Source organism: Parasphingorhabdus sp. (genome assembly GCF_039982415.1).
Classification (GTDB): domain Bacteria; phylum Pseudomonadota; class Alphaproteobacteria; order Sphingomonadales; family Sphingomonadaceae; genus Parasphingorhabdus.
On sequence record NZ_JBDWYL010000007.1, the window covers coordinates 23,348 to 39,204 of the forward strand.

General features: G+C 50.2%; 18 protein-coding genes. 7 read left to right on the forward strand and 11 right to left on the reverse strand.

What is annotated here, in order from left to right:
- The first annotated feature begins 26 nt into the window (after positions 1-26).
- Positions 27-1,217 (forward strand): cytochrome P450, encoded by a 1,191-nt coding sequence (locus ABJU74_RS09915; protein WP_348384058.1) that lies wholly within the window; start codon positions 27-29, stop codon positions 1,215-1,217.
- Positions 1,218-1,227: 10 nt separating this feature from the next.
- Here ABJU74_RS09915 and ABJU74_RS09920 read toward each other — a convergent pair whose 3' ends face one another.
- Complete coding sequence (locus ABJU74_RS09920; protein ID WP_348384059.1) at positions 1,228-1,743, reverse strand: Pycsar system effector family protein; 516 nt, start codon at positions 1,741-1,743, stop codon at positions 1,228-1,230.
- 188 nt (positions 1,744-1,931) lie between these two features.
- On the opposite strand from ABJU74_RS09920, the gene ABJU74_RS09925 reads away from it, so the two are divergent.
- From ABJU74_RS09925 to ABJU74_RS09935, 3 genes are read left to right on the forward strand one after another with little or no spacing between them, the layout of a single operon-like run.
- Entirely contained in the window at positions 1,932-2,177 is a 246-nt protein-coding gene (locus ABJU74_RS09925) for an acyl carrier protein (RefSeq protein WP_348384060.1), read from the forward strand.
- A 60-nt stretch (positions 2,178-2,237) separates the two neighbouring features.
- Positions 2,238-3,437: an aminotransferase class I/II-fold pyridoxal phosphate-dependent enzyme gene (locus tag ABJU74_RS09930; protein ID WP_348384061.1), complete on the forward strand. Its 1,200-nt coding sequence runs from the start codon at positions 2,238-2,240 to the stop codon at positions 3,435-3,437.
- A 22-nt stretch (positions 3,438-3,459) separates the two neighbouring features.
- Positions 3,460-4,254: an enoyl-CoA hydratase/isomerase family protein gene (locus ABJU74_RS09935; protein WP_348384062.1), complete on the forward strand. Its 795-nt coding sequence runs from the start codon at positions 3,460-3,462 to the stop codon at positions 4,252-4,254.
- Between the two features lie 8 nt (positions 4,255-4,262).
- On the opposite strand, the gene ABJU74_RS09940 is transcribed toward ABJU74_RS09935, so the two are convergent.
- The 4 genes from ABJU74_RS09940 to ABJU74_RS09955 are packed head-to-tail and all read right to left on the reverse strand — an operon-like array spanning position 4,263 to position 7,098.
- On the reverse strand, positions 4,263-4,658 hold the full coding sequence (locus ABJU74_RS09940; RefSeq protein WP_348384063.1) for a cupin: 396 nt from the start codon (positions 4,656-4,658) through the stop codon (positions 4,263-4,265).
- Between the two features lie 38 nt (positions 4,659-4,696).
- The gene (locus ABJU74_RS09945) at positions 4,697-5,590 is read right to left on the reverse strand and encodes a hypothetical protein (protein ID WP_348384064.1); all 894 of its coding nucleotides are present in this window, start codon (positions 5,588-5,590) and stop codon (positions 4,697-4,699) included.
- A 15-nt stretch (positions 5,591-5,605) separates the two neighbouring features.
- Positions 5,606-6,580: a diacylglycerol kinase family protein gene (locus tag ABJU74_RS09950; RefSeq protein WP_348384065.1), complete on the reverse strand. Its 975-nt coding sequence runs from the start codon at positions 6,578-6,580 to the stop codon at positions 5,606-5,608.
- 35 nt (positions 6,581-6,615) lie between these two features.
- On the reverse strand, positions 6,616-7,098 hold the full coding sequence (locus ABJU74_RS09955) for a DUF2141 domain-containing protein (RefSeq protein WP_348384066.1): 483 nt from the start codon (positions 7,096-7,098) through the stop codon (positions 6,616-6,618).
- A gap of 124 nt (positions 7,099-7,222) precedes the next feature.
- Here ABJU74_RS09955 and lptF point away from each other — a divergent pair, with 124 nt between their 5' ends.
- Both lptF and lptG read left to right on the forward strand, forming a co-directional pair.
- On the forward strand, positions 7,223-8,434 hold the full coding sequence (gene lptF, locus ABJU74_RS09960) for an LPS export ABC transporter permease LptF (RefSeq protein ID WP_348384067.1): 1,212 nt from the start codon (positions 7,223-7,225) through the stop codon (positions 8,432-8,434).
- A gap of 39 nt (positions 8,435-8,473) precedes the next feature.
- The gene (gene lptG, locus ABJU74_RS09965) at positions 8,474-9,562 is read left to right on the forward strand and encodes an LPS export ABC transporter permease LptG (protein WP_348384068.1); all 1,089 of its coding nucleotides are present in this window, start codon (positions 8,474-8,476) and stop codon (positions 9,560-9,562) included.
- A 20-nt stretch (positions 9,563-9,582) separates the two neighbouring features.
- Here the strand turns inward: lptG and ABJU74_RS09970 are convergent, their stop codons facing one another.
- Positions 9,583-10,692 (reverse strand): fatty acid desaturase, encoded by a 1,110-nt coding sequence (locus tag ABJU74_RS09970; protein WP_348384069.1) that lies wholly within the window; start codon positions 10,690-10,692, stop codon positions 9,583-9,585.
- A 188-nt stretch (positions 10,693-10,880) separates the two neighbouring features.
- Here ABJU74_RS09970 and ABJU74_RS09975 point away from each other — a divergent pair, with 188 nt between their 5' ends.
- Entirely contained in the window at positions 10,881-12,038 is a 1,158-nt protein-coding gene (locus ABJU74_RS09975) for a GNAT family N-acetyltransferase (RefSeq protein ID WP_348384553.1), read from the forward strand.
- Between the two features lie 55 nt (positions 12,039-12,093).
- Here the strand turns inward: ABJU74_RS09975 and ABJU74_RS09980 are convergent, their stop codons facing one another.
- The 5 genes from ABJU74_RS09980 to ABJU74_RS10000 form a co-directional block, all read right to left on the reverse strand.
- Positions 12,094-12,912 carry an alpha/beta hydrolase gene (locus ABJU74_RS09980; protein ID WP_348384070.1) on the reverse strand — a complete coding sequence of 273 codons (819 nt, stop codon included), beginning with the start codon at positions 12,910-12,912 and terminating at the stop codon, positions 12,094-12,096.
- Positions 12,912-13,700, reverse strand: coding sequence for an exodeoxyribonuclease III (xth, locus tag ABJU74_RS09985; protein ID WP_348384071.1), 789 nt, complete (start codon positions 13,698-13,700; stop codon positions 12,912-12,914). The genes ABJU74_RS09980 and xth overlap by 1 nt, the downstream gene beginning before the upstream one ends.
- A gap of 10 nt (positions 13,701-13,710) precedes the next feature.
- Positions 13,711-14,061, reverse strand: coding sequence for an iron-sulfur cluster insertion protein ErpA (gene erpA, locus ABJU74_RS09990; RefSeq protein ID WP_348384072.1), 351 nt, complete (start codon positions 14,059-14,061; stop codon positions 13,711-13,713).
- A gap of 164 nt (positions 14,062-14,225) precedes the next feature.
- Positions 14,226-14,852, reverse strand: coding sequence for a M23 family metallopeptidase (locus ABJU74_RS09995; RefSeq protein WP_348384073.1), 627 nt, complete (start codon positions 14,850-14,852; stop codon positions 14,226-14,228).
- 185 nt (positions 14,853-15,037) lie between these two features.
- Positions 15,038-15,847, reverse strand: a complete 810-nt coding sequence (locus tag ABJU74_RS10000) for a ferritin-like domain-containing protein (RefSeq protein WP_348384074.1) — start codon at positions 15,845-15,847, stop codon at positions 15,038-15,040.
- Between the last annotated feature and the right edge of the window lie 10 nt (positions 15,848-15,857).

The following is a 15,857-nucleotide window of genomic DNA, read 5'->3' on the forward strand; positions in this document are numbered from 1 at the left end:
GCATAACATGGGTGGGAGATGACGCTATGACTACCAATGCTGCGATCCGCGAAGATGTGCCGGTGCATGATTTCGATATTTATGCAGAACCAGCGATTAAAATCGATGTCCACGAAGCTTTTCGTGCCCTTAAAGACGATGCACCGCCGCTCTTTTGGACACCTGCCAATGGCGGGCACTGGATTGTGACAGATGGCGATATGATGATCGAACTGCTGCGCAAACCAACGGTGTTTTCCAATGCCAATTTCTCTATTCCGCATATTGAAAACATACCCAAGACCATTCCTTTGTCGCTCGATCCCCCAGAACATCGTCCCTACCGCCAGTTAATGCGTCCGTTTTTCGAGAAAAAGGCCATTGCTCCGCTGCAGCAGCGCATTCAACAATGGGCTGACCGCCTGATCGGCTCCGTCAAAGACGATGGCAGCTGCGAGTTTATTGAAGCCGTGGGATCCCGTTTCCCAGTCTCAGTTTTTATGGAAATGCTCGGACTACCGCTCGACAGGTTCGAAGAGTTTCGGGATCTGGTGAGCCAGAATTTCGATTTGGCCGGCACACCGGAAGTCGCACAGGTTCAACAAAAAATTGTCGGAATTCTAGCCGAATTTGTGAAGCAGCGCCAAGCCGACCCCCAAGATGATATGATGAGCGATATTATCAAATCGGATATTGATGGACGCGCACTTTCCTTCGAAGAATTGCTCTCCATCGCACATCTTTTGTTTTTGGCCGGCCTCGACACCGTCGTGAACGCGCTTAGCTTCTGCATGAAACATCTGGCGGCCAATCCTGCATTGCAACAACGCATAATAGAAGATCCAGCGTGCATCGCCAATGTCACCGAGGAATTGCTCCGCCGCTATAGTTTCGTCAATTTGCCACGCCAGATCAGCGAAGATACCCAATTGGGCGGCCAGACTTTACGCCAAGGAGAAAAGATAATTTGTCCGCTTGCCATGATTGGGTGGGAAGATAAGCTTAACGACGATCCAATGACCGTTTCGGTAGACCGCAAGCATTTCCGTCATGGCGCTTTTGGTTCGGGCATTCATACTTGTTTGGGCCTGCATTTGGCGCGCCTGGAACTGCATATATTTTATGAGACCTGGTTCCGTGAAATTGGTCAGTTTGAAATGGACAGTAGCAAGCCAAAAGGCGCGATGCGCGGAGGTGTGGTTTGGGCGATTGAGCAACTCTGGCTGCGCTGGGATTAAGGTCAGGTTTTTAGAGCGGTCCAGCTACCTGCTCGATCAGATAGGTGATAAAGGTAGTCGATAAACCGAGCAAAAATACCCGGTAAGCGAGACCAAGATAACGATATTTTTTACGCTCGAGGACAACGCCCATTTGATAGATATCGCGCAGCATCGTGCGATAGACTGTTTCCTGATCAACAAAATTTTCAGCCAAGAGCTGATTTTGAAACTCTTCTTCCGAAATCTTTGAAAATGCACCAAAAAACAACATATTCGGATTGCTGCCGGCCCGGATTTTCGTTGCCGGCATAACGGCAATGGCGGCCAGTCCTGCGGCGCAAAATGCCGAAATGGCCAATATAAGCAAGGGTAAGGAAAAACTGCTGGCGTGGCTCTGCCCAATAGCGAGAGTGAAGACCACAAATGTCGCACCGATGAGCATATTCGCTTTGTGATCTGCCATTAAGCTGAGTTGTACGTGATGCTGCTGGGTCGTACGCAGCAATTGGATCACTTCATCCGGCCATTTTCGTTCTTCGGTCATAGGCTGACCCTCCGCAAAGGCGCGACCCGATGCTCTCGAAGAGTGACATAATAGGGGCATTTGGGCAAGTTGTGGCCGATATGCTCACGCTTGTGCCGCGTTTCGGCCTTATTCGCTTGCCAATGGGGGGCTCATCTTGGCAAAGGTTGGTCAGAACCAAACAGACTGGCAGAGTGAGGAATGGGAACATGGCAAGTCGCGAAGAAATTAAGGCTAAAGTTGAAGGGTTGATCGGACCGTTTAATAACAAAGGCGTTGAATTGAAGGACGCCACCACATTTGCAGGCGATTTGGAGTGGGATAGTCTTACGGTGATGGATTTTGTCGCAGCGGTTGAAGATGAGTTTGATATTATCATCACCATGAACATGCAGGCTGAAATCGAAACCGTTGGTCAATTGGCCGATGCCGTTGGCAAATTGATGGAAAACTAAGCAAATAGCTCCACTTGCCTGCCCGACCTTCGGTTTGGCTGACAAAAATATGAGAGATAAATGAACGACTTACTCAGCAAGTTTGACCCGCTTATCCAAGAGCGTGAAACCTTATTGGCGACTGGTGTCAAAGACCCGTTTTCATTGGTTATGGAAGAAGTAAAATCGCCAACTGTTGCCATATGCAATGGCAAGGAAACCATTTTGTTGGGCACCTATAATTATATGGGCATGACCTTCGATGATGACGTACAACAAGCCGGTCTCACGGCCCTGAAAGATTTTGGTTCGGGAACCACCGGAAGCCGGGTTTTAAACGGCACCTATAGTCCACACCGTGATTGCGAAGAAGCATTGAAAGAATTTTACGGCATGGACCATGCCATGGTGTTTTCCACCGGGTATCAAGCCAATTTGGGCATTATTTCGACGCTGGCTGGCAAAGGCGATTATGTCATTCTTGATATTGACAGCCATGCTTCCATTTACGACGGCTGCGCGATGGGCAATGCTGAGATTGTCGCCTTCCGGCATAATGATGTGGAAGCGCTGGAAAAGCGTCTGAAACGCTTGCCAGCAGAAGCAGGAAAACTTGTCGTCCTTGAAGGCGTTTATTCCATGCTCGGTGATGTCGCACCGCTGAAAGAGATGATCCGGGTCTGCAAGGAAAATGGCGCCATGACCCTAGTCGATGAAGCCCATAGCATGGGATTTATCGGCGAAAACGGCCGTGGAGTCTGTGAAGACCAAGGCGTGATTGACGATGTCGACTTTGTAATCGGGACATTCAGTAAATCCGTTGGTACGGTCGGCGGTTTCTGCGTTTCCAATCATCCGAAATTTGAGATCATGCGGCTGGTTTGCCGCCCCTATGTATTCACTGCATCGCTGCCTCCCAGCGTGATGGCCACTGCCAGCACGTCGATCCGCAAGCTGATGCACAGCGGCAACAAACGGGCTCATTTATGGGAAAATAGCAAAAAGCTCCATAAAGGCTTGCGCGACTTGGGTTTTGAACTTGGCACGCCGGAAGCTCAAAGCGCGATTATCGCGGTTATCATGCCCGATCTCGAACGCGGCGCTATGATGTGGCAAGCGCTCCTCGCCGAAGGGCTTTATGTGAATCTTGCACGCCCGCCGGCAACCCCAGCAAATATGACCTTGCTGCGCTGCTCACTTTGCGCCGAACATACTGCAGAACAAGTTGATCAAATTCTCGATATGTTTGCAGCGGCAGGCAAGGCGGTTGGCGCAATTTGAGTATCGGTTCGGGGAGAAGAAAATGACCAATAGCCTGCTGATTGAACAACGCGGTGCGATCGAAATTCTTTCGCTCAACCGACCCGACAAACTGAACAGCATGAACGAAGATATGATCTTTGCGCTGCAGGATTATTTTCGAGCCTTGCAAGATCGCCACGATATTCGTGTGATAATTTTTCGGGCGGAAGGTCGCGCATTTTGTGCCGGACTAGATATCGGCGCCTGGAAAAATGATGGAACGCGCGGGTCAGTCCAGCATATCTGGCACACACAACGCAGCATCGCTACGGTTATGCAGCTCATGCGACAATGTCCGCAACCGATTATCGCGCTGGGTCAAGGCGCGGCCTGCGGCGGCGGTTTTTCGCTTTTGCTTGCCAGCGATGTCCGCTTTGGCGCGCCCAATCTCAAAATGAATGCCGCTTATATCAAAATTGGTTTGGGCGGCTGCGATATGGGTTCCAGCTATTTTCTGCCGCGGCTGGTCGGATCATCATTGGCGTCAGAGCTGCTTTTAACCGGTCGCTTCATTCATGCAGAGCGAGCGGAAAAATTGGGGCTGATCAGCGAAACGGTCGATGAAGATAAATTGCTGCCAACCGGATTGGCGTTGGCCGAAGAAATGCTCGATACAGCGCCTATGGGATTGCGCCTGACGAAAGATGCGCTCAACCGCAATATTGATGCACAAAGCTTCGAAGCGGCGATGGCCATCGAAGATCGCCAACAGGCTATGCTAAGCTTCACCGAAGACAGCCGAGAAGCCGCCAAAGCTTTTTTCAGCAAACGCAAGCCAGATTATAAGGATCGCTAGTTCCGAGCTTATCGGTCGCGATTTTCGGTGCCCTGCCCTGCGGTGATAAACAAGGCCGTTGCCGCCTCTTCAACATCTGCGGTGTGCCAGACGCCTGGCGGATTGATAGCATATTCGTTTTCTTGCAAAATAATCTGTTTTTCAGATCCATCCGGTAATTGTTGAATCAAAGCTATTGTTCCACTGAGGCACATCACCACTTCTGCGCCAACCGGATGCATTTCCCAGACCGTCCAGGATTCTGTAAAATGGTGGAGAGACATTAATCGTCCCTCGGCGCCATCGGCCATATGCCGTTCTGCATAGCCTTGATACCAATCAACTTCACCGGTAAATTTGGGTTCACTAAATGCTGTCGCTCCCAGGCCAAAATGTATTGGATGTTCGGATAAATTTTTTACCATTGTGCAATCCTCCCCAAAACTGTGCTGATCACCTTAGCCTATTTTATCGCTCCACCGGCAAATAATCGCGGTAACATCGTCAAAGCTCCCAAAATTGGCCATTTTCGTTGCCAAGGTTTGATCTCATAATTGGTGCCAGCATGCCGATTAATCTTCCACGCCAGATAGTCTATCCCCCCAGCATAGGTTCCCGATGCCTTAGCCAATCGGGCCAATGTCAAGAATTTTCCGTTGCGGCGCAGGTCTTTCCATCGTTTTTGCGCCGCCCCATTGGATAACATTGGAAGATTGGACCGTTTAAAATCCCCCATTGCCGCTTGCCCGAAGCGTTCATAGCGCTGGGGATCGGCATCGACGACGGAATGCGCTCGGTTTTTCCGTTCAGCTCGCAATTCCGCCTCATAAGTCAATGAAAATCCCCGTTGGAAGACCGCCAATGGCGGTTGATCCGGCTGGTCTATCATCGGTAAAGCCAGGGAAAATAAGGTTATCGGTGCACAAATAATGGCAGCGACAATTTTCTCTTTGGCGTCATCATCGACACTCCATACCAGCCGCGATGGCTGGGCAAAACGCGCCCAGACGCTGACAGCGCTGGCCTGCGGTTGATTAAGGGCATGAAAATCCGCTTCACTTAAAACGGCAATTTTGGCCACCAGTCCATCATGTTCAGCGGGAAAGACATTGGGCGGTAACAGCTTGTTTGCGCGCACCAGCCAACTTTTGCCATAGGCTTCCTCATAGCTTGACACGATCAGATAAAAATCAAGCATCTGCCCGTCCAGTTCGGTGGTCCGCAAGCAAGATCCGTAAAACAGCACCGCCCGGGATGCCGAGCCATATTGGTCAGCGATCGCCGCCGCAAAGGCAGCCACACGCGGTTCAACCGGTTCGATCAGTTCCGCTTCAACAAGAGGTTTGAGATCACTCACTCGAGGAGTAATAGCCTATGCAGCGAGGCGAAGGAATGATACCGGCTTGGTCGATTGCAAAACAATCGGTTGTCCGGCCTGTGCCCGAAACAATTCCCCGTCCATGACCACATTGCTATTTTCACCTTCAATGCGGATCATATCGCCTTGTTCTAGGTGAATACCCTTTTGTGTGGTTTTGCCCAGTCGGCCAAAAAGCACTGAAAAAATAAACCGCATCAAGGCAGCCGGCTTTTGGTCAATCGCCATGAATTGCAATCGTCCCCGTTTTTCGCGTGCACGGCTGAACCGGCGCATTAATAGTAATTTTTCTAGAGTGGTCACGATCAAAATCGCAAAATTACCCTGATATTGACCCTTTTTGATCAATGAGATGCTGATCGGTGATGGCCGATTGGGCAGAAATTTGGCCCGGATACCAAATAAAACCGACGCCAATGCCGCAAAGACTGTCAATATATGCGAAGCGGCATTGGGGAGACCCAGAGGATAGATTTTGTGCCGGCAATATAGGATAAATTCCGATAGGCCCGCGCCGCCCAAAAACATGCCCAGCACCACTTTACTGTCTTTGCCGCCATCTGACAGGGCAATAAGCTCGCGGTCGACCAGATGTTCATGCAAATCATGCTTGGCCATTTCCACTATCCGCTCCAGCGCTTTGAGCGGATTGCCTTCCGCACCCAAATCCAGAGCAATTAAGTTGGTTTTGCCATTAGGCAGAACAGCCACAGGCGGTGGATTATCACCAAAATGACCACCCTGATATAATTCAGTCAAGGCCGCCTGCACCGTTCCATCCCCACCGTTAATCACAAGAACCTTGGGTTTGACCTTGGCGATGGTTTGCAGGGCTTTGGTAATTTCGTCTACGGCATCGACTTCATAGTGAAAAACGTCACAATTTTTGACGCAATAGGAGCGCACTTCCGGCAATATTGCACGGTTCCCCGTGGAATTTGGATTAGAAAGTAGCGCTACATTGGCCATCTGTTACTCGCCTATTTCCTCACAATATCTGCCCATCACAGATATTTCATTTTGATGCTGATCGATTTGACTTCATTGCCCACCGCAAATTTGGTTTTTTTGTAGCTGGGCTTACCCAGGTTAAAAATATTGATACTTGGATTGTTGGACATGCCGCCGCCATCAGACCGGATATCGGTCTTGCCATTGCCATTCACATCATGCCGAACGGCAATTCCATAAGTGCCGCTAGCAGGCACGGGCACGCAAATGGTCATGCTGTTGCTCTGCGCTGGCACTTCGATGCGATTAATCCAGGCACCTTTTTTCAGCCATTCCGCCTTGGTACCGCGATAGCTTTGTACACGCAATTTACCGGAAGCCGCCTTGACTCCGCTAATTTTAACCAAGACAGCCGGGCCATTACCAGCGCGGCATTTGCTCAAATCATTCGTAATTTTTTGGCCTGCGGAAACCGCAGACAGAGGAATTGCCACTAAAGCGGTTGAAAGCGCAAAAGACGCTGCAAATTTCAACATGACGAAAATACTCCTAGTCGTTATACCCGCGTTCAAACTGCGGCGGATAGAGAATCAGCCCCCTGATATAATGTGGTTATGAAAATGATTTGCGGCAGAAACATGGTGAGAGGGCGACGATAAGTTGAAATTTCTAACTTCCACCGACCGTTATATTGCTCGTTTGATCGCCGTACCGCTTTTTAGCACACTGGTAATCGCAGCAATGTTGCTGGTTCTTGAAAAAATGTTGCGTCTGTTTGATTTTGTAGCCGCTGAAGGTGGGCCTGTCAGCGTGGTCTGGCGCATGCTCGCAAACTTAATCCCAGAATATCTCTCTCTTGGGATCCCGATCGGCCTGTTATTGGGCATATTGTTGGCTTTTCGTAAATTGGCGCTCAGTTCGGAATTGGACGTTTTCCGGGCTGTTGGGCAAGGCTATGGGCGCTTGTTGAAAGTACCATATATGTTCGCGGTGGGACTCATGCTCGTCAATTTGGCATTGGTTGGCTTTATTCAACCACTCTCGCGATATTATTATGAAGAATTACGCTTTGAATTGCGTTCGGGCGCTTTGGGCGCATCGATAAAAGTCGGTGAATTCACAAAATTGGGCTCAAAAATGACCATGCGGATTGAGGAAAGCCGCGACAATGGGACAAAATTAAGCGGCATGTTTGTTCGCGCAGAGAATAAATCGGGCCAAATCGTGTCTGTAACCGCCGAAGGTGGCCAATTTCTAGCTACGGATGATCCCGACACCATCATTTTGCGATTGTCTCAAGGTGTGCTGATTCATGACGCGCCAGATTATGAGAAGCCCCGGATCTTGAGCTTTAGCAGCCATGATTTACCGATTGATTTGCCCGATATCGAAGCTTTCCGATCGCGCGGGGGCGCTGATCTGGAATATACGATTCCGGAACTGGTCCGCGTTGGCTTGGACAAAGATCGATCGGTGACCGAACGCAATCAAAGCCGCGCCAATTTTCATTTTCGCATAGTCGAAGTCGTGATGATGTTACTTATGCCCTTATTGGCGCTCGCGCTGGCCATTCCCCCGAAACGATCCAATTCCGCGCTCGGCGTATTCGTATCAATCGTGATGATCGTCACCTATCATAAAATCAATCAATATGGCGAAGATCTTGGTGCCCTCGGAATAGTGGATCCGATTATCGCTTTGTGGGTGCCCTTCCTGCTTTTCGGTGGCTTAATCATCTGGATGTATCACATGGTAGCCCATGTTCCAGGCGGACAGCCTATTGGGGCACTCGAAAAAGCATTTTCCAAATTTGGCGGTGTTTTCAAAAGCATACTCAACTTTAATCGAAAGCGTGCCAATGTTCGTGAATAAGTTATACAGCCACAGCATGACATATAGGGGCGCTTAGCCATGGACTTTTTTCCATCCCGAACATTGGCCTTCTACATGGCCAAAATGTTGATGGTGCGGACAATTGCCGTACTGGCCTTGCTTGTCCTGGTCTTACAAGCGCTGGATCTGCTTGGTGAAAGCGGCCGCATATTGGCGCAAGAAACCAACGGCCAAAGCCAGTTGTGGACCTATGTGACGTGGCGAGCGCCGCAACTTATCCAAAGGTTTCTGCCATTTGCGGTGCTCTTGGGCACGATTGTGACCGCTGCGACCTTGAATCAAAATAGTGAAGTGATTTCAATGAAAGCCGGTGGATTGTCAGCGCACCAAATTCTCGCGCCGCTGATCATTACCAGCATGTTCGTTGCTCTCATCTCCTTTATGTTCAACGAAATTGTCGTGGCGCCGGCAACAGCAAAATTGTCAGCTTGGGAGAAAGTTGACTATGGCCCTGTCCCAGCAGCCAGCAATGTGCGCACCAATGTTTGGGTGCGTGATGGTGACAATTTGATAAATGCCAAGACGGTCACTGGTCGCGGACAGCAAGTTGTTCTTGAAGATATTACAATTTACGACCGCACCAATAGCGGCCTGACCAGCCTCATGCAGAGCGAAGAAGGGCGATTTAGCGGATCCTCATGGGTACTCACCGGTGTCACCCAATTTAACGTACTGACCGGTACAGAAGAACAAAAGGCCAGTGTCACCATTGGCGAAAGCCTGCGGCCGGATCAGTTTACTTTGGCCGACGTCAAAGCAGACAGTCTGTCCTTCCCGCAACTGCGCTCTGCCATTGCTGAATTGAAAGAAGCGGGGCGACCTACCATGGGCCTAGAAGCCAGCCTCTGGCATAAGATATCCGGGCCCCTGTCGGCGACGCTAATGCCTTTACTGGGCGCGGTTGCCGCCTTTGGTTTGGCCCGATCGGGGCAACTTTTTGTCCGCGCCGTTTTAGGTATGGCCTTGGGTTTCGCCTATTTTGTAGCCGATAATTTCTCGCTCGCGATGGGGACAATCGGCGCCTATCCACCCATTTTGGCGGCTTGGGCACCATTTATCCTGTTCTTTCTGATCGGAGAAACAGTTCTCATCCGAACCGAAGAATAGCGCAAATTAACGCTTGTTGATCATTCGGCTGCCGGACGGCCAGAGCTACCGCGCATTAAACCCGCAACCAATGTCCATAGGCCGAGATGATTGGCGCGATAGAAGGTTGATTCCTGCGGCAAAGCCTCGGAAATTCGGCGGTGCGCTTGGCCGAGCGCATGGTAGGGCAGGCCCGGCAAAAGATGGTGCAAAGCATGATATCGCAAGCCCACAGGTGCCCATAATGCCGGCAATAGAGCGGGCGGCGGAACATTGACGCTATCCAGATATTGTTCCGTCACACTCATCACCTCGCCGTCATTTTCCCACAAATGCGCAACCAATGTCCGCACTTGATTGAGTACGACCGATCCGGCAGCAATGGCTACGGCGATGAGAAAAGCATCTAGCGGCAAAAAGCCCGTGGCTACAGCCGTCAATAGCCCAATTGCCCAGAGGCTGGCCGCTATTTCTTGCGCATACCATTGCTTTTTCAAATCACCTTCAGGCGGACGACGGCGAAATTCAGGATTGATCACGAGACCAGAATAGCGTTCCACCACCAATGTCCGCAAAGGCGGAATGAGAACAGATAGTGGAGCCAATAGGGCATAGCGGATGAACAACCCAATCGGTGCTAAGGCCGAAACCACCACAAATAGCGGAACGGTATATGGCTTCATCAGCGCCAAAGGAAGATATTCGGGATCTTCGGCCGTGCCATATCGTGTCCGCGCATGATGGAGATTGTGAACGCCTTCATACATGAAGGAGGGCAATAACAGCGGAATTCCAACAATAAGATTCCAAGCGAAATGGAAACCGGGCAATGCGTTCCGTCGAATATGGGTTAGTTCATGGATGAAGCTGCCCGCCCGGTAAAGTGCTAGCACTGAAACCATTGCCGCCACCAAAGTCCAAGTCCATCCTGACACTAAGATTGCTGCGATCATCGCTCCATAACCTATTCCGGCAGAAATCAGCAGGTCAGACCAATAAATTGCTGGGCGTACAGCATTGAGGTCTCGCGTCACTTTCGCCGCTGTTCGGATCAACTCATTGTCATCAAAAGTTGCCGCCTGAGCAGACACAGCAGCCTGATCATCGGATGATGACACAGATTTTGCAGCCTTGGGGAGAGAATGTTTCATAAGATCCTGTCTTCGCAATTCCGTGCATACAGCAGCATAACATGGCGAGATAATGGCATTGCTATGGCTTCTCTCGCTCATCTGCGCTTACCCGTTCCACCGTGCAAGTGCTTGACATAATACCCTCAATCGAGCCACAGCATCGTTTAATCCGCAGCTTGTATACGCTCAATAAGGGTCTAAATAATATCGTGACCAAGCATATAGACATTCATCCCGTATCCACCAAGGCACAGCTGAAGAATTTTGTCGATCTGGCTTATCGACTAAATGCAAATGACCCGCATTGGGTTCCGCCTCTTAAGTCCGAAGTTTATGCCCTGCTCACGCCCGGGAAAAACCCTTTTTTCGAACATGCAACCATCCAACTTTTCCTAGCTGAGCAAGATGGTGAAATCGTAGGACGGATTAGCGCGCATTTGGACCATTTGGCCTTAGTACAACCTGTGGAACAAGGTTTTGGGCCAGGCACAGGCCATTGGGGGTTGTTGGAGGCCAAGCATGAAGCCGCGACCAGCGCCCTGATCGATGCCGCTGAAAAATGGCTGAAGGAGCAAGGCATGCACCGGATTGTTGCCCCGCTCAGCTTGTCCGTTTGGGATGAACCAGGATTGCTGACAATGGGCCACGATCACAGCCCAACCGTTATGATGGGTCATCACAATTCAGAATATCAAAATTGGATAGAAAATCTGGATTATAAGAGCGTCAAAGAATTGGTCACTTATGATCTGGACATTATCGATGGGTTTCCGCCACTTATCGATCGCATCGTGAAATCAGGTGAACGCAACAGCAAGTTAAAATTGCGCAAAGTCGATAAATCCCATTTCGACAGAGATGCAAAAATCATCATGACCATTCTCAATGACGCTTGGTCAGACAATTGGGGCTTTGTCCCGCTGACGGATCATGAAATTGATCATGTCGGCGTAAAGCTCAAGCCAATTGTTTACCAAGACCTGATCATGATCGCAGAATTGGAAGGCAAACCGGTTGCCTTTATGATGACCTTGCCCGACCTGAATGACCGGACCAAGAATATGAATGGCAGTTTGCTACCATTCAATTGGGCGAAGCTACTGTGGTGGCTGAAATTTCCGAAATCACCGACGATGCGAGTGCCTTTAATGGGCGTGATCAAAGAGCTGCAAAACAGCCGGATCGCGAGCCAAATGGCCTTTATGATGATCGAATATATTCGCCGGGAAGCCATTGCCCATTATGGTGCGACACGCGGTGAAATCGGTTGGATCCTAGAGGATAATAAGGGGATGGTTGCGATTGCCGATGCGATTCAATCCAAAATCAACCGGATTTACACGGTATATGAAAAATCCATCTGACCCACCTCTTGCTGCTGCTGGTCCTCCGGAAATTTAGATTTGGATGATTAAAGACTCAACTCGGGTCGCTGGGCACCAGACGATCCGCTTCATTACGAATTATGGCGTCAATTCCCCGCATCCACAAATCATTATGGCCGCCATTTTTTATCGCTCTGGCGGTTTTTGGTTCCCGAGCGGCATCAAATAATTTCTGCCCCATTGCAAAGGGGATGAGACCATCATTGGTCCCATGAATCCAAATCAACGGCATATTTATCTGATCAATCCGAGAGAAGGACGGATAGCGGTCTTTGGTCAACCATTTGGCCGGCAATATTGGAAATTGCCGCTGCGCCATATCATCCATTGCGGTATAGGCGGCTTCCAAAATCAGGCCGGCTGCGTCCTTTTCCGTAGCCAGCCAAGTCGCAACGCCCGTACCCAAAGATTGTCCAACAATTATGATCTGCTCGGCTTTAAAGCCTTGCGCGATTAGCCAATCATAATTGGCCCGCGCTGTCTTATATAAAGCCTGTTCGTCTGGAGACCCGGGATTACCGCCATACCCGGGATAGCCAACGGCCAAAACGCCGGCTCCATCTGCTGCCATGGCCTGATAGATTGGCAATCGCACCGCCGTGGAACCTGCATTACCATGCAAATGAAGGAAAACCGGTTTCGCCTCCTCCACAGGCTTGCGCCATAAAGACTGTAATACATGCTCGTCGGCATTAATCGAGACGGATGAGAAGTCGGCCGCAGTCAAGTCCTGTTCCGAAGGTCCATTACGATCGGGTGCATATAATAATGCGCGTTGAAATGTATAAGCCATGGCGACGATTATCAAATAGAGGCCAGCGGCAATCACCAGACTCATGATGACAGCACGCATTAAAGGTCTAGCTCAATCCAAGTGGGCGCGTGATCGCTCGCTTTTTCACGGCCTCGATGTTCTTTGTCCACGCCGCAGCGCTGCAAGTTATCGGCGGCCTGCGGACTGAGCAAAAGATGATCGATCCGAAATCCTTGATCCCGCTGCCAGCCGCCGCTGCGATAATCCCAATAGGTCCAAATCTTTCCGCCCGGATAGCTAACCCCAAATGCATCGGTCCAGCCATCGTGCAATAGTCTTTGATAGGCATCCCGGCTTTCGGGTTGCATCAGCGCGTCTTTTTCCATCGCCTTGACCGAAAACACGTCATTATCCCGGGGGATAACATTATAATCTCCGGCCAAAACTGCCGGCATTTCTTCCTGCCAAATTTCTGTTGCGCGGTCGCGCAATCGCTTCATCCAACGCAGTTTGAAATCAAATTTAGGCCCTGGCAACGGATTCCCATTGGGTAAATAAATCGTGGCTATTCTAACGGTTTCCCCAGAAGGGCTGGTGACATTGGCTTCAAGATAGCGGCTGTGCAAATCCTCAGGCTCTCCATCAAGACCCCGTTTGGTCTCTTCCGGTTGCTGATCGCGGGTTAAGATTGCAACGCCGTTGAAACTTTTTTGCCCATGCCAGATTGCGCCATAACCGATTTTTTCAAATTCCGAGGCCGGAAACCCTTCATCTTGCGATTTGATTTCCTGCAAACACGCGACATCCGGTTTTGTTTCTTCGAGCCATTCCAGCAGACGCGGCAAGCGCGCTTTAATACCATTAATGTTATAACTGGCGATTTTCATGAATGGGCAGTCACACTGAGAAACTGGAGCCGCAACCGCAGCCGGACGCAGCATTGGGGTTGCTGACCTGAAAAGCATTACCGCCCAGAGATTCGACAAAATCTACTGCGCTGCCCCGAACGAGGTCGAGACTTATCTCATCGACCACCAAAGTCACGCCAGCTTCTTCAACGGCGATATCGTCGGATTCAATAGATTCCGCGAGCCCAAAGCGATATTGGAAACCCGAACATCCGCCGCCTTCTACAGCCAAGCGCAATATTGCGGGCTTATCTTGCTTTTCAGCAATCATAGCGACCCGTTTGGCAGCATTGGGCGTCAGAATAATATCTTGCCCGGTCAATTCAGATGTTTCGGTCATAACCACCAGATAGGGATTGCACCGCAAACTGTCAAAAGGAGCTGGCAGAAATATTGTTCCGCCACATTCGTCCAAAAGAAGAGGCGGCAATAAAAAGGGTCGGCGAGCGTTTCAGCTTCACCAACCCCTTACAGCACCCTCTCCCAAAGGTGTCTCGTAAATTTTTATTCAGCCGGTCCGCCCAGATCTACGCCGGGTTTGACGGTTTGCGCCAAAAGAAAATCATTGGACTGCATAAACGGTACCGGGTTCACCGCTTCGCCAGCGATGCGGACTTCATAATGCAAATGGCTGCCAGTAGAACGGCCGGTTGATCCCATGAAACCAATCAAATCACCACTTTTCACCCGCGCATTGGCCTTCACATTCAGCCGCGACATATGTCCATAGCGGGTTTGAATTTCATTACCGTGATTAATTTCGATATAATTGCCATAACCACGCACCCATTGAGACCGGCCGACAATACCGTCCGCTGTGGCATAAATGGGCGTGCCGACAGGTCCAGCCATATCAATGCCTTTGTGACGCGCGCGGCGACCTCGGAACGGATCAGAGCGGAAACCAAAGGAACTGGTGAGCCTGTAGGAATCAACTGGCTTGCGCGAAGGGATTGTCAATTTCACTGGCGTTTTTTTACCTTGACCCGACCAGTTGTTGAACAACAACCGGAAGGCTGGATCGGCTTCGCCGAGAATATTTTCAGTGGCAGAGGGTTTGGATTTCAAGGTATCTAGAGGAACGCTGGACTCTTCCGCTTCTGCGGCTGTTGCTGCTGATGAAAAGGTCATAGCAGACCCCAGGATCGCAATCGTTGTGATGTTTTTCACAATTTTATGAAACAAACCTACTACGCTATCGGTCATAAACTGATCGAGTCCTGCTACTGCGAACCAAAGAACATCTCGGTCCAAAAATTAACTGACAGAAAATCTGCCCCCTGTGTTGTTCTAACGAGTAAGTTTATTTTGGTTAATTATACAATACCAAGATAATAATCCTGGGTTAAACCGGCTGCTTGGCGCGCTGAGTCGTTAAATGGAGGCTTTAAACCGCCTCTGAAGTGCAATTTTACAAGATTTTTCCAGTGGCTGTGAGGGGCTATTTTCTGCCTTTCACAGTGCCATTCGAACCATTTTGTGCCAAAAGAGACGTGATTTATCTCGTCATGATAGATACGGTTTAGGACTCTGGCAGTCATCGAATCTCCCTGCTCCTGGAACCGCTTCACCGTATCCAAAGTGATGTCCAAACCCCGTGCTTCCAAAACCATGGGCACAATCGCCAATCGGGCAGATGGGTCATAAGCGGTCTCTTTTGCCGCATCCCACAATCCGTCATGGGCGGGCAGATCGCCGTAAAAACTCCCCATTTCCCGTAGCCGCCGGTCTAGCAAAACAAAATGCATGGCTTCCTCAGCTCCGACGCGGAACCAGTCATCGGCAAAAGCAGGTGGAAAAGCCGCCCCAAAGCGGCCGATCATGTCATAGGCCAAGTCAATCGCGACAAATTCTATATGGGCTAACGCATGGATCAAGGCGATGCGTTTGGCGATTGAAGTGCCCTTGCCGCGCCTCGGCATTTGCCCAGGACGCAATAGTTCAGGATGTGCAGGTCGGGCCGGAACATCCGGCATGACTGCCGAAAAATCCCCGGTTAGCTGTCCTTTTCGCCATTGCCTGGTAGCTTGCCTCGCTGCCATGACCTTTGCCGCTGGATCTGGCGTAAGCAAGATATCACGGATGACAGTGCCAGCTGCAAGCGGTATTTTAGCGATCTTGTTCAACAGACGATAA